The organism is Streptomyces tricolor (assembly GCF_002155905.1).
Classification (GTDB): Bacteria; Actinomycetota; Actinomycetes; order Streptomycetales; family Streptomycetaceae; genus Streptomyces; species Streptomyces tricolor.
In genome coordinates this window covers 1-13,645 of sequence record NZ_MUMF01000221.1, presented here as the reverse complement: position 1 = coordinate 13,645, position 13,645 = coordinate 1, and the positions used below count along the sequence as shown (strand labels likewise).

The window sequence follows — 13,645 nt, the reverse complement described above, 5'->3', positions numbered from 1 at the left end:
TCGACCAGGCCGTCGGTGTAGAGCAGCAGCCGGTCCCCGGGTTCCAGCCGCAGGTCCAGCGATTCGAAGGCGGGGGCGGCCATCGCGCCGAGCAGCATGCCGCCGGGCCGGTCGAGGAAGCGGACCTCGCCCCGGCGCACCAGCAGCGGCGGCGGGTGTCCGGCCTGCGCCCAGGCCAGGACCTGCCGGTCGGGGTCGTAGCGGGCCAGCACCATGGTGGCGGTGATCTGGCTGTCGCGGGAGTGCAGCAGCAGCTGGTTGAGCCGCGCCAGCGCCCCGGTGAGCGAGGAGCCGGTGCTGACCATGCCCTTCGCGGTGAATCTGAGCTGGGCCATGGTGGCCACGGCGTCGATGCCGTGGCCCGCCACGTCGCCGACCACGAACAGCGCGTCGGAGTCGGGCAGTTCGATGGCGCTGAACCAGTCGCCGCCGACGTGGATGCCGGACTGCGCGGGCAGGTAGGCGACCTCGACGCGCAGCCCGGCCAGCCGCACCGGCTTGCTGGGCAGCGGCAGCAGGGCGTGCTGCAGCCGGGCCGCCAGGGCCCGCTCGGCCTGGAGGATGCCGCGTTGCAGCAGCATCGCGCGTTCGCTCTCGACCAGCGCGAGTTCCGCGCTGCGCTGCGCGGTGAGGTCCTGGACGAAGCCGTGCACCTCGACCGGGGTGCCGTCGGGCGCCGTCACGGCCTCCGCGACCATCCGCAGATGCCGGACGCCCGCGGGCGTCTCGATCCGGAACGGCACGTCGAACGGCCGGCCCTGGGAGACGAGTTCGTCGATCGCGTGGGCCAGCGACCCGGTGTCCTCCGGGAGGGCCAGACCGGGCAGCCCCTCCAGCCGTACCGGCTCCTGTCCGGGAGTCAGGCCGAGCACGGCGTACGTCTGCGTGGCCCAGGACGTCTCCTGGGTGATCAGGTTCCAGTTCGCCCAGCCGAGGTTGCCGAGCCGTTGCACATCGGCGAGGCGCTGCTCCTGCCGGTCCATCGGGGCGTGCCGCAGCCAGGTCACCACCAGGCCCTCGCCCAGCGGGGCCGCCCGCACCGTGTAGGTGGCGGTCACGGGCATCTCGCCGACCACGTCCTGGTAGGCGAACGGCTCGCCCTCGAAGGGGACTCCGGTTTCGAGGGCCTGCAGGTAGCCCTGCCACAGCGGTTCGCCCGCGACCGACGGGTAGCTCTCCAGGATGTGCCTGCCGACCATGTCCCGGCCGGTCCGGCCGAACACGTCGACCGCCTCCGGGGTGGCGGCGTCGATGCGGTAGTCCTCCACCTCGCCGGTGGGGGAGCGCAGCGGGCTCAGCAGGATGGCCGCGCCCGGCAGTGCGTCGAACAGCGCCTGCACGGTCTGGGCGACGCCCCCGGGTGCGCCGGCCGGAGGGTCGTCGAAGGCCCGCAGCCGGCCCGCGCACAGCCGGGCGGCGGCCCGCAGCAGCTCCCGCTCGCGCGGCTCGAACGGCCCGCTGCGCCGGCGCAGCACCCCGAGGGCGACGTGTGAGGCGTCCCCGGCCGGCATGGGCAGCCAGGCCCGGCTCAGCCACCGCTCCGGGGGGTCTCCGATGAGCAGGTACCGGGTGCGGTCCGTGGCGATGTCCTCCAGCCAGCAGGGCTCCCCGGACCGCAGGGCGTCCAGCGCGGGGATGCCGGCCAGCGGGGGGACCTGGCGCCACTGGGCGGCCAGGGTCGGGTCGAGCCCGGCGTACCCGATGAGCCTCAGCCCGCCCTCGGGCAGCCGCTCGTACAGCATCACCGCGTCGGCGCCCGCCTGGGGAGCCAGGTGGTCCAGCAGGCGGCCGGCCAGTTCGTGCGGCGAGCCGACCCGCACCAGGTCACGGCCGACGCGGCCCAGCACCTCCGCCAGGTCCGTGCTGCCGGCGGGCGCGCTCCCGCCGGAGCCTACGGCGGGCGGTGGTGCCGGCGGGCCGGCGGGCTCCTGTCCGGGCGGCAGGGTGCCCAGGGTGAGCCAGCACTGTTCGAGGAGGGTGCGGTTGCCGTCCCGGGCGCGCCGGGCCAGTTCCTCGTGGGCCGCGCTCGGCGTACAGCCGGTGACGGCCATCAGCACGCCCTTGGCCCGCTCCAGGACCGCCGAGGTCGCCGCCAGGTCCCGCAGCCGTGCCATCTCCGCGCGCTGCCGGGCCACGACCTTCACCAGCGCCGCCAGGTCGGCGTTGGTGCCGGGATCCACCGGAGGCAGAGGCTCGCTCGTCACGCGTTGAGCATTGCACACCTGGGCCCGCTCGATCACTCGTCTGCCGGGTCCGGACTCATATGACCGTCCGACAAGCTCCCCGTCGGGGGATCGGTGCAGGTCGGAGAGGGTCAGCGACCGGTGCCGCGACCGGCCAGGGCCTCGCTGACCGCGCGCACGCTGCGCGCGATGTGCTGCAGTTGCAGGACCTCCGCCGCGTACAGCTTGATCGTGTGCTCGATCACCGATTCGGGCAGACCGAGCACCGGCAGTTCGGCACGCGCGGTCTGCAGGGCGGTCCGCGCGACCCGGATCTCCTGCTGTACCTGGATCTGCGCGTGCCGGGCGAGCAGGATCGGGTGCCGGATGAGCGCCGGATAGCTGGCGTAGCGCGCGGGGATCAGGTCGCGCAGCCACTTGGCCGCCGAGCGCTCCCAGTCGTACGAGCCCGGCGTCTTGACCTGACAGGGCCAGTCGGGGCTGATGCGCGTGCTGGTCAGGGGCATGATCATCGCTTCCGGTGTGCGGCGTCGTGGGGAGATCGACGGGTTCGGGGCGGCCCCGGCCTAGGGGATGACCGGGGCCGCCACGGGCGCGTCGCGCAGACGACGCGCCCCGGTACACCCCGGATGCCGACGTGGGTAGGGGTCGGCGGCGCGGAGTGTCCGTGCGGGAGCCCCGGGCGCGGGGAACCGGCGCTGCGTGCGGTGGTGCGTGCGCATGGGCGGTCCGTCGGCTTTCTCGGGGCGGTGTGTGAGGGGTGCGTCCGCCGAGCAGTATTTATATATACCGAGAGGTTTGCAAGACGCATGAAAACATTCATGCGCGATATGCGGTGAATCATCCCCGTCCAGGGGGTGTGAGACCGCAAGATCTTCACGGATGCCCGGCGCGGGCGGAAGGATCGGCCGCCCGCGCCGCGGCATGGTCCGCGAAGGAGGCCAGGGGTCAGTCCTTGAGGAAGAACTGGTGCTGCTCGGAGAGCTGTTCGTACTTCTCCAGCCGGGCCTGGGTGCGCTCCGGATCGGCGTCCGTCATGGCCTGCAGCAGCGCCGCGGCCAGCACACCGGCCGCGGCGTAGGAGTCGAACACCAGCCGGGAACCGGTGCCGGTGGCGAAGGTGATGTCCGCCTCGTCGGCCAGCGGTCCGAGCGCCAGGTCGGTCACCAGCGCGACCTTCAGACCCGCGCCGCGCGCCACCCGCACCGCCTGGAGCGTCTCCTGGGAGTGCCGGGGCATGGCGAAGGCCAGCACCCAGCTGCCGCCCGCCTCGCGGGACTGCAGCAGCGCGTCGTAGGCCACGCTGCCGCCGCGGGTCACCAGCCGCACGTCCGGGTGGATGCGGCGGGCGGCGTAGCCGAAGTACTCGGCGAGCGAGACCGAGATACGCAGGCCCAGCACGGTCAGCGGGGTGGAGCGGGACAGCTCGCGGCCGACGTGGATGACCCGGTCGGGGTCGGCGAAGTCGCGCCGCAGGTTCTCCAGGTTCGCGATCTCGGCGTCGACGGCCGCCTGCAACTCGTTGGCCCGGTTCTCCTCGCCCGGTCCGCCGGCCAGGCTGCTCAGCGCGATCGACTGGAGCTTCTCGCGCAGCGCCGGGTAGCCGCTGAAGCCGACGGCGGCGGCGAAACGGGTGACCGAGGGCTGGCTGACTCCCACCCGGTCGGCCAGCTCGGTGATCGACAGGAACGCGGCCTCGGTGATGTGCTCGATCAGGTACTGGGCGATGCGCCGCTGCCCCGGCGACAGACGCGGGCCGTCGAAGAGTTCCCGCAGCCGGGAGGTCGGGGCGGCCTCGGCCTCGGGCCCCGTCTTGCCCGACGTGATCGCTGATGCCTGTGCGCGTGCCTGCTGCGGCGAGGGCACCGGTCGGCTTCCTTTGTCTGCCACGAGCACTCAACATAGCTCACCGACCGCCGTGACCAGGGGGTTGAGGCACCACGATCAGCGCCGGTACAGGCTGATGGAATGGCCGACCGTGTCGACGGGCCGGCTGCTCGCGATCAGTTCGGCGAGCCGTCCGCGCGCCTTGGCGACGGCGGAGTCCGACACCACCAGCAGCCCGTGCACCCGGTCCGGCGGCACTGTGCGCGGATCGGCGGCGCGGATGCCGTAGTACGACGGCACCCCGCTGCCCTTGTACACCAGCCACACCCGCTCGCCGGGGTACCGCTCCCGCAACCGGTCGGCGAGCCGGCCCAGGTCCTGTCCCCAGTCCACGTTCGAGTCGTGCAGCAGCAGGTGGGTGCGCGCCGGCCCGCCGAACGCCTCGTTCGCGTACGGCAGGTAGTACGGGAACGTCCGCACCGAACTCACCGCCGCGCACAGCACCAGCGCGCCGGTGACCAGCCCGCCCCACCGCCACCGCAGCGCGCGCAGGCACGCCGCGGCCACCGCGAGGAACACCGGGACGAACAGCGCGTACCGGGTGCCGAAGTCCCGCGATCCCGTCATCGCCGCCGCCAGCAGCACCGCAGGCGGCAGCAGCAGATACGGCGCCGCGGGCCGCAGCCGGCGCCGCGCCACGACCGCGACGGCACCGGCCGCGCCCAGCGCCAGCAGCCCGAGCGGGGTCTTCACCAGCAGCGCGGCCGGCAGGTAGTACCAGAGCGAACCGGTGTACAGACGCCCGAACAGAAACCCCTCCCACGGCTGCTCCTCCAGCCCGAACTGCACCCGCATCCCCGCCCGGTACGCCGGCGGCACCGGCAGCGCCTCCACCAGCCTCCCCCGCAGCCCGTGCACGGCCGGCACCGGCTCGGCGGGCACGAACCGCAGCCGCGGATCGACGGCGAGATACGCGGCCCACACCACGACGACCGCCATGACGGCCACCACGACCGCGCCCCCGAGCGCCGCCACCGCCCGCCGCTGCGCGAGCCGGCGGACGCCCGCCCGGGCGGCCCGGAAGGCCGCGAGCCGCTGCCGCCGGACCCCGCCCGTCCCTGGTGCGGCCGTACCGGACCGCCGCGCGGCCATGACGGAGACCGCCGCCAGGGCCATCAGCACCGGTACCGCCGGCAGCGTGCTCATCTTGGTCGCCACGGCGGCGCCCAGCGCCGCGCCCGCGAGGGGCAGATACCGGGCGGGGCGGCGCCGGGCCCGCCGGACGAGCCAGGCCGACGTCACGACGAAGCCGGCCGCCGGCAGGTCCAGGGTGGCCAGCGAGCCGTGCGCGAGCACGTCGGGGGAGAAGGCGTACAGGGCGAGCGCGGCCAGTCCGCCCAGGGTGCCCGCCAGGTCCCGGGCGAACGCGAACACGACCAGTCCGCACAGCAGCGTCAGCGCGATCACCGGCAGCCGCGCCCACAGCATCAGCCGCCAGGGGTCGTTGCCGGAGGCGTACAGCAGATGCCGGCCCACCTCGCCCTGGCTGCCCGGGTACGACGGGTCGTAGCGCGGGTCCGCCACCGCCACCCCCGCCGCGATCAGCAGCTTTCCGAGCGGCGGGTGCTCGGGGTTGTAGCGCAGCCGGTGCTCGCGCAGATAGTCGGTGGCCGTCGCGACGTACACCGGTTCGTCGATGGTGGGGGTCTGCCGGACGGCCGTGGTGACCATCGCCGCGGCCATCTGCCCCAGCAGCAGGACGACCAGGAGCGGCGGCAGCCACCGCCGGAGCCGGCGCAGCCGCGGGTACCGGCCGGCCGGGAGCTGCCGCGGCGGCCCCGCCGGAGCCTCGGGTGCGAGGACCGGGTGCTGTTCGTGCGCCATCATCCGCCCCGCGGCGGCACCGGCCGGGCGGCGGGAGGGCTCGGGGACCGGATCATGGGCCCTACTGTGGCACCGCTCCCGCCGCCGCGGCCGTCACCGCCGCACGAGTCGTACCGACAGACCTTCTGCCGTGTCCACGGGTACGGCCCGCAGCCCCGCGCGGTTCACCCCGGTCCGCTCGAACCGCCCGGCCGGCCGGGGCGCGCCGGGCGCCGGCGGCGTGCCGCCCGCGGCGGGCGGCCGTGCGTCCTCCAGCGGCAGCGCCGATACCACGGAACCGCAGCGCCAGCACCGCCGAACCGTCGAACCGCCGGCACCGTCGAACCACCCGGCGCCCGGATACGAACGCCCGTCACCGCACCCCGCCCGTCACCGCACCCCGCGCGTCACCGCTCCCCGAGCGGCGGAGCGGGCAGCGCGCCGGCCGGGACCACCAGGTCCGCCCGCTCCCGGGTCGACGCCACCAGGTCGGCGTTGCGCTGGTCGGTGCCCAGCACCCAGGCCACGGCCGCCGTGTGCTCCTTGCCGAACTCCTCGTGCCGGGCCACCAGTCGGCGGATCCGCTCCGCCTCGTCGATCTCGCAGAACCACACCTCGTCCAGGCACGGTCGCACCCGCGCCCACGAACCCTCCCGCAGCAGCAGGTAGTTGCCCTCGGTCACCACCAGCCGGACCTGCGGCGGCACCGGCAGCGCGCCCGCGAGCGGCTGCTCCAGCACCCGCTCGAACCCCGGCGCGTACACCACTTCGTCGGTCTCCTCGCGCAGCCGCCGCAACAGCGCCGCGTACCCGCCCGGGTCGAAGGTGTCCGGCGCGCCCTTGCGGTCCCGGCGGCCCAGCCGGTCCAGTTCGGCGTCGGCGAGGTGGAAGCCGTCCATGGGTACATGCGCCGCCCACGGCGGCCCGTCGCCGTTCAGGGCGTCCACCAGACGCTCGGCCAGGGTCGTCTTGCCCGCACCGGGGCTGCCCGCGATCCCGAGCAGGGCGCGCCGGCCGCCGTGCGGCAGGGCGCGGGCACGGGCGAGGAGGTCGTCGAAGGTCAGCGGCACACCGGAAAGTGTGTCACCGTCCGCCCGCACGGCATGTGGTGTGCGCCACTCACTGGAGCGCTCCGGACGGGGAACAGTCCGGATATGACTCAGCTCGGTCTGCCCGACACCATCCAGGCCTGCCTCTTCGACCTCGACGGGGTCGTCACCAAGACGGCCGTCGTGCACGCGGCGGCCTGGAAGGAGACGTTCGACGCCTTCCTGCGCGACTACGAGGGCGAGCGGGGACGGCCGTTCGACGCCGTCGCCGACTACGACGAGTACGTCGACGGCCGCCCCCGCGCCGACGGCGTCCGCGCCTTCCTCGCCTCGCGCGGCATCGAGCTGCCCGAGGGCGATCCCGGTGACCCGCCGGACGCCCGCACCGTGCACGGCCTGGGCAACCGCAAGAACGAGCTGCTGCTGGAGAGAATCCGCACCGGCGGGGTCGAGGCCTACGAGGGCACCCTGCGCTATCTGACCGCGGTCCGCGCCGCGGGCCTGCGCACCGCCATCGTCTCCTCCAGCGCCAACTGCCGGGACGTGCTCCGCTCCGTCGGCGCCGAGCACTTCTTCGACGTACGCATCGACGGCGTGGTGGCCGTCGAGCGGAACCTGCCGGGCAAACCGCGCCCCGACACCTTCCTCGCCGCCGCCCGTGACCTGGGCGTCGAGGCGTCCCGCGCGGCCGTCTTCGAGGACGCGCTGGCCGGCATGGACGCGGGCCGCGCCGGAGGCTTCGGGTATGTCGTCGGCGTGGACCGGACGGGCCAGCGGGACGCACTGTACGCGCACGGCGCCGACATCGTCGTGCAGGACCTCGCCGAACTCGGAGGCAAGCAGTGATCACCGACCGGTCGTACGCCGTCGAGCCGTGGACCGTCCGGGAGACCACCCTCGATCTCGACGTCCTCGCCCAGAGCGAGTCGGTGTTCGCCCTGTCCAACGGGCACGTCGGCTGGCGCGGCAACCTCGACGAGGGCGAACCGCACGGGCTGCCCGGCAGCTACCTCAACGGCGTCCACGAGGTGCACCCGCTGCCGTACGCGGAGGCCGGCTACGGCTACCCGGAGTCCGGACAGACCGTCATCAACGTCACCAACGGCAAGATCCTGCGGCTGCTCGTGGACGACGAGCCGTTCGACCTGCGCTACGGCCGGCTCGTCGCCCATGAACGCGTCCTGGACCTGCGCCGCGGGGTGCTGGAGCGGACCTGCGAGTGGACCTCCCCGGCCGGCTCGACGGTGCGGGTGCGCTCCACCCGGCTGGTGTCCCTGACCCAGCGGGCGGTGGCCGCCGTGGCCTACGAGGTGGAGGCCGTCGGCAGCCGCAGCCGGGTGGTCATCCAGTCGGAACTGGTCGCCAACGAGAGCCTGCCCGACCCCGACGGCGACCCGCGCGCGGCGAAGGCGCTGAAGTCGCCGCTGGAGCAGGAGGACGGCTTCGCCTCCGAGGGCCGGCTGCGGCTCGTGCACCGCACCCGGCGCAGCGGCCTCAGGGTCGCCGTGGCCGCCGACCACGTCGTCACCGGCCCCGAACGCACCACCACCCGCAGCGAGAGCGGCATCGACGTCGCCCGGCTGACCGTCACCTCCGTGCTGGAGCCCGGGCAGACGCTGCGGGTGGAGAAACTGGTCGCGCACGGCTGGTCGGGCGCCCGGTCGCTGCCCGCGATGGCCGACCAGGTCGACGCCGCGCTCGCCGCCGCCGGACACGACGGCTGGCAGGGACTCCTCGCCGACCAGCGGGCCTGCCTGGACGACTTCTGGGCCCGCGCCGACGTCGAGGTGGAGGGCGACGAGGAGATCCAGCAGGCCGTCAGGTTCGCGCTGTTCCACGTGCTGCAGGCCGGGGCCCGCGCCGAGCAGCGCGCCATCCCGGCGAAGGGACTGACCGGATCCGGCTACGACGGGCACGCCTTCTGGGACACCGAGATGTTCGTGCTGCCCGTGCTCACCCACACCGCGCCCCAGGCCGTCGCCGAAGCGCTGCGCTGGCGGTACAACACCCTGGACGAGGCCCGGGAACGCGCGGTCCAGCTCGGGCTCGCCGGGGCCGCGTTCCCCTGGCGGACCATCGCCGGCCCGGAGGGCTCCGCGTACTGGCCGGCCGGCACCGCCGCCTTCCACGTCAACGCCGGCATAGCCGACGCGGTCGTCCGGTACGTCGAGGCCACCGGCGACACCGCCTTCGAACGGGAGACCGGCGTGGAGCTGCTGGTCGAGACGGCCCGGCTGTGGCGGTCGCTCGGCCACCACGACAGCCACGGCGTCTTCCACCTCGACGGCGTCACCGGCCCCGACGAGTACAGCGCGGTCGCCGACGACAACACGTACACCAACCTGATGGCCCGCCAGAACCTGCGCGCCGCGGCCGACGCCGTGGAACGCCACCCGGGCGAGGCGCGGCGGCTCGGCGTGGACGAGGAGGAGAGCGCGGCCTGGCGGGACGCCGCCGACGCCATGCACATCCCCTACAACGACGAACTCGGTGTCCACGAACAGCACGCCGGCTTCACCCGCTACCAGCGCTGGGACTTCGCCGGTACCCGCCCCGACCAGTACCCGCTGCTGCTGCACTTCCCCTACTTCGACCTCTACCGCAAACAGGTCGTCAAACAGGCCGACCTGGTGCTGGCCATGTACACCTGCGGCGACTGGTTCGAGCAGGAGTACGACGAGGAGCAGATCGCCCGGAACTTCGCCTACTACGAGCCGCTGACCGTCCGCGACTCCTCCCTGTCCGCCTGCTGCCAGGCCGTCGTCGCCGCCCGGACCGGGCATCTGGACCTCGCCTACGCCTACACCACCGAGGCCGCGCTGATGGACCTCCAGGACCTGGAGCACAACACCCGTGACGGGCTGCACATCGCCTCGCTCGCCGGTACCTGGATGGCGCTGGTCGCGGGCTTCGGCGGCATGCGCCGCGACGGCGACCGGCTGCGGTTCGCGCCCCGCCTGCCCGAGCGGCTGCGCCGCCTCGCCTTCAACGTCCAGTTCCGCGGGCGGCGGCTGCGCGTCGACATCGGCGCGGACAAGGTGACGTACGCACTCCTGGACGGGCCGCCGCTGACGCTCAGCCACCACGGCGAGCCCCTGACGATCGGCACCGACGAACCCGCCGTCCGCGCGGTACCGCCGGTGATCCGCCGTCCCGCCCCCGGACAGCCGCCGCACCGCGCGCCGAACGGCGGCTGACGGCAGCGGCGGCCCGGTGCGGCGCCCGGGAGCCCGCCGCGGGGGTGCGGGTGCGGCTGCCGGGCGGGGGAGGTGCGTGATCGGTCGCGCAGTTGCCCGCGCCCCTCAGGGAGTCCGGCCGCGACCGGGCCGAGGGGCGCGGGGAACTGCGCGGACAGCCTCCACGCGCCCGCACCCGGCGGACGGCTCCACCCCTACGACGTGCCCCCGTCGCCCCCGGCGAGCAGCGCCCGCAGCGCCCGCTCCTCCTCGGCGCTCAGCCCGGTCACGAACTGCCGCAGCGCGGCGATCGGGTCCGGCCCCCGGTCCAGGGCCTCGCGCATCGCCGCGGCGGTCAGCTCGGCCGCGTTCTTGGCCGCCCGGTACGCGCCGCGCCGACCGTCGGCGTCCCGCAGCACCAGCCCCTTGTCGTGCAGGCGGGTGAGGATCGTGTGGACCGTGTTGTACGCGAGTCCGCCCCCGATCTCCTGCTGGATCTCCGCCGGGGTCAGCGGCCGCTCGGTGGCCCACAGGGCGGCCAGCACCTCGCTCTCCAGCTCCCCGGCGCCGCGCCGCTCCGCCCTGCCGCGGGACCCTGTGCCAGCCATACCCCAACCTTACAGCGCGTAGGGCCACCGGCCGGATGGCCCTGCCTGCCGGGCAGCGCCGGGTGCTTCGCGTTAGTTTGGCGGTGTTCACCGGAGGGGTGGTCATGGCCGGCAGTGCGCACGCGACACTCGACGCGGCGAGCCGCGAGCGCGGACGCCGCGGCTCCGCCGGTTCGGCGCGCGCCGTCTGGCCGCCGGCGGCGGTCGCCGCGGGCTTCACCCTGGCCCAACTACTCCTCGTACGGCCCGGCATGGGACTCGGCTGGGACGAGACGGTGTACGTCAGCCAGGTCAGCGGACACGCTCCCGCGTCCTTCTTCAGCGCACCCCGCGCCCGGGGCGTCTCCCTGCTGGTGGCACCCGTCGCGGCCTGGTCGTCGTCCACGGCCCTGCTGCGGGTCTACCTCGCCCTCCTCTCCGGCCTCGCCCTGTTCCTGGCCCTGCGCGCCTGGCGCGGACTGTTCCCGGTACGGGTAGTCGCCCTCGGCGGCGCCCTGTTCGCCTCCCTGTGGGTGACCCTGTTCTACGGCCCGCAGGCCATGCCCAACTACGGGGTCGCCGTGGCCGCGCTGGCCGCCGTCGCCTGCTTCCTGCGCGCCCCCACCGACCGCGGCGCCCTGTGGGGCCTGGCGGGCAGCGCGGTGCTCATGGCGTGGATGCGGCCGGTGGACGCGGTCTGGACGGCCCTGCCCCTGCTCGTCCTCGGCCTGGCGCGGCGCCACCGGCGGACGCTGCTCGTGCTGCTCGCCGGGCTCGCCGCCGGCGCCGCCCAGTGGGTGATCGAGGCGTACACGAGCTACGGCGGGCTGGCGCGCCGGCTGTCCGACGGCTCGGCGATCCAGGGCGGCCTCGGCTGGCACTTCGCCGTCGTGGACCAACTGCGCAGCCTCGGCGGGCGGACGCTGTGCCGGCCGTGCACCGTCCCCCTGCCGAACCCGCTGCTCACCCTCTGGTGGTTCGCGCTGCCCCTGCTCGCCGCGCTCGCCCTGGTGCTCGCCGTCCGCGCCCGGCGTACGACGGCCACGGCGCTCCCGCTCGCCTGCGCGGCGACCGCCGCCTTCCCCTACCTGTTCCTCATCGGCTACGCGGCCCCCCGCTTCCTGCTCCCCGCCTACGCCCTGCTCGCCCTGCCCGTCGCCGACGCACTCGTCCGCCTGCTGACGCCCTCCGCCCCGCCCCACCGCCGGACCGCCGCCCAGAGCCAGAGCCAGGGTCAGGGTCAGGGTCAGTCGTCGCCCCCGGCCCGGTTCCCGATCCGGCGCCCGGTCGTCACCGCGCTGGTCTGCGCGGGGCTCGCCGGGCACCTCGCGGTGCAGCTCACCGTGCTCGTGCATACGGTGGACAACACCACCGCCGCGCACCGGGCGTGGGCCCGCACCGCCGCCGAGCTGGACCGGCGCGGTGTCCGGCCGCCCTGTCTGGTCACCGGCCACGAGGCCATCCCGGTGGCGTTCGCCGCCCGGTGCGCCTCGGCCGCGACGACCGGCCCCAACGCCAACATCACGGTGGACGGCATCGTCGGCGCCGCGCGGCGGGCACCGGTCGCCGTGCTGGTGCGGGCCGGGTCCGCACCGCCCCGGTACGCACGGGACTGGGCGTCCGTACGCGTCGGCGAGGTCCGGTTCTACTACGTCGTGCCGGGCGCCGGCTCGTGACGGCACCGGCGGGACTCGCCGCTCCGGTCGGCCGCCGGCACGCCCGCTGGCAGGCCGGTGTCGGTCTCGTCGTCCTGCTCGGCGCGCTGTACCTGGCACGGCGGCACTGGCCCGCCGTCGAGAGCGGGGCCGTACGGCTGGCCGTCGCCGACCAGGGCTGGCTGCTGCTCGGCGCGACGGCGGCCCTGGGCACCTGGGCGGCTTCCGCCCTCGCCCAGCAGGGCGCCGTCGTACGCCGGCTGCCCGGACCGCGGCTGCTCGCCGCCCAGTTCGCCGCCTCCGCCGCCAACCACCTGCTGCCCGCGGGACTCGGCGCGGGCGCGGTGAACGTGCGCTTCCTGATGCGCTGCGGGCTGCCGGCCGGCCGCTCGGCCGGCGCGCTCGCCGTGAAGGCCGCCGCGGGCGCCACCGCCCGCCTCGCGCTGCTCGCGCTGCTCGCGCTGCTCGCCCCGGCCTGCCCGGGGCTGCTGCGCCTGCCGCACGTCCCCCCTACGGCGGTCGCCGTCGCGGCGGGCGTCGCCGTCCTCGGGGCCGCCGTGCTCGCCACCCCCCTGTGGCCGCGCTGCCGGCGGGCGCTCACCGCCGTACTCGCCGACATCCGCGCGCTGCACGCCTGCCCGGCCCGCGCGGCGGCCCTGTGGGGCGGCTCCCTGGCCTTCGCCGCGCTGCACGCGCTGGTCCTCGTCGCCGTCACCCGGGCCGTCGCCCTGCCCCTCGCCCCGCTCCAGGTGGCCCTGTTGTACCTCGCCGCCAGCAGCGCCGCCGCCCTGCTGCCCACACCCGGCGGTCTCGGCTCGCTGGACGCCGCGCTGGCCCTCGCCCTCACCGCCGCCGGCACCTCCGGCGCCGCCGTCGCGTCCGCGGTGCTCGGCTACCGGCTGCTGACCGTGTGGCTGCCACTGGTGCCCGGCCTGCTGGTGCTCGCGGTGCTGGTGCGCCGCAAAGCCCTGTGAGAGCCCGGGAGTTTCCCGGTCGCCCGGGTCAGGTAGGAGACGGGTACTGCCGTATGACACAGGAGGGGGAGTCATGCAGGGGTACGACAGCGCGGGACTGCCGAGCGTGGCCTTCTTCACGCCGGGGACGTCGTCCTTCACCGAGTTCGTGGCCGCGCACCGCCCCCGGCTGCTGCCCACCGCACCCCCGGTCCCGCCGGGCGTCCGGATGGGGCCCGACCGGTTCCCGCACGGCACCACCGTGCTCGCCCTGACCTACCGCGACGGCGTGCTGATCGCCGGCGACCGCCGCGCCACCATGGGCAACCTCATCGCCCAGCGCGACCTGGAG

10 protein-coding genes and 1 pseudogene are annotated in these 13,645 nt (G+C 75.0%); 5 read left to right on the top strand and 6 right to left on the bottom strand.

All coding sequences use genetic code 11. The annotated features are described in order from the left end of the window. From CCN44_RS16930 to CCN44_RS16910, 5 genes are all read right to left on the bottom strand, one after another. On the bottom strand, nt 1–2,180 hold a 2,180-nt coding region (locus CCN44_RS16930), incomplete at its 3' end, for a SpoIIE family protein phosphatase (protein WP_086698128.1). Nucleotides 2,181–2,314: 134 nt separating this feature from the next. After that, complete coding sequence (locus CCN44_RS16925; protein WP_079080807.1) at nt 2,315–2,695, bottom strand: hypothetical protein; 381 nt, start codon at nt 2,693–2,695, stop codon at nt 2,315–2,317. A 436-nt stretch (nt 2,696–3,131) separates the two neighbouring features. Continuing rightward, the gene (locus tag CCN44_RS16920; protein ID WP_059246873.1) at nt 3,132–4,049 is read right to left on the bottom strand and encodes a MurR/RpiR family transcriptional regulator; all 918 of its coding nucleotides are present in this window, start codon (nt 4,047–4,049) and stop codon (nt 3,132–3,134) included. A gap of 78 nt (nt 4,050–4,127) precedes the next feature. Beyond that, nucleotides 4,128–5,897, bottom strand: a complete 1,770-nt coding sequence (locus CCN44_RS16915) for a phospholipid carrier-dependent glycosyltransferase (protein WP_086698127.1) — start codon at nt 5,895–5,897, stop codon at nt 4,128–4,130. A gap of 383 nt (nt 5,898–6,280) precedes the next feature. Further along, nucleotides 6,281–6,943, bottom strand: coding sequence for a nucleoside/nucleotide kinase family protein (locus CCN44_RS16910; protein WP_086698129.1), 663 nt, complete (start codon nt 6,941–6,943; stop codon nt 6,281–6,283). A gap of 84 nt (nt 6,944–7,027) precedes the next feature. Here CCN44_RS16910 and CCN44_RS16905 point away from each other — a divergent pair, with 84 nt between their 5' ends. Beyond that, nucleotides 7,028–7,768, top strand: a complete 741-nt coding sequence (locus CCN44_RS16905) for an HAD family hydrolase (RefSeq protein WP_086698126.1) — start codon at nt 7,028–7,030, stop codon at nt 7,766–7,768. Next, nucleotides 7,765–10,119, top strand: a complete 2,355-nt coding sequence (locus CCN44_RS16900; protein WP_059246878.1) for a glycoside hydrolase family 65 protein — start codon at nt 7,765–7,767, stop codon at nt 10,117–10,119. Before CCN44_RS16905 ends, CCN44_RS16900 begins: the two co-directional genes overlap by 4 nt. 194 nt (nt 10,120–10,313) lie before the next feature. On the opposite strand, the gene CCN44_RS16895 is transcribed toward CCN44_RS16900, so the two are convergent. Beyond that, nucleotides 10,314–10,706, bottom strand: coding sequence for a BlaI/MecI/CopY family transcriptional regulator (locus CCN44_RS16895; RefSeq protein ID WP_086698125.1), 393 nt, complete (start codon nt 10,704–10,706; stop codon nt 10,314–10,316). Between the two features lie 104 nt (nt 10,707–10,810). On the opposite strand from CCN44_RS16895, the gene CCN44_RS16890 reads away from it, so the two are divergent. The 3 genes and pseudogenes from CCN44_RS16890 to CCN44_RS16880 all read left to right on the top strand — a co-directional run. Next, nucleotides 10,811–12,361 (top strand): hypothetical protein, encoded by a 1,551-nt coding sequence (locus CCN44_RS16890; RefSeq protein ID WP_086698124.1) that lies wholly within the window; start codon nt 10,811–10,813, stop codon nt 12,359–12,361. After that, a complete protein-coding gene (locus tag CCN44_RS16885) occupies nt 12,358–13,314 on the top strand; it encodes a lysylphosphatidylglycerol synthase domain-containing protein (RefSeq protein WP_086698123.1) in 957 nt (318 codons plus the stop codon). The genes CCN44_RS16890 and CCN44_RS16885 overlap by 4 nt, the downstream gene beginning before the upstream one ends. A gap of 73 nt (nt 13,315–13,387) precedes the next feature. Further along, nucleotides 13,388–13,645 (top strand): annotated as a pseudogene (locus tag CCN44_RS16880) (proteasome subunit beta); the annotation flags it as partial.

What these genes read in the sequence shown, in the direction of transcription:
- CCN44_RS16925 (WP_079080807.1), bottom strand. Translation starts at nt 2,695, where the DNA reads ATGATCATGCCCCTGACCAGCACGCGCATCAGCCCCGACTGGCCCTGT.
- CCN44_RS16915 (WP_086698127.1), bottom strand. Translation starts at nt 5,897, where the DNA reads ATGATGGCGCACGAACAGCACCCGGTCCTCGCACCCGAGGCTCCGGCG.
- CCN44_RS16895 (WP_086698125.1), bottom strand. Translation starts at nt 10,706, where the DNA reads ATGGCTGGCACAGGGTCCCGCGGCAGGGCGGAGCGGCGCGGCGCCGGG.
- CCN44_RS16905 (WP_086698126.1), top strand. Translation starts at nt 7,028, where the DNA reads ATGACTCAGCTCGGTCTGCCCGACACCATCCAGGCCTGCCTCTTCGAC.
- CCN44_RS16890 (WP_086698124.1), top strand. Translation starts at nt 10,811, where the DNA reads ATGGCCGGCAGTGCGCACGCGACACTCGACGCGGCGAGCCGCGAGCGC.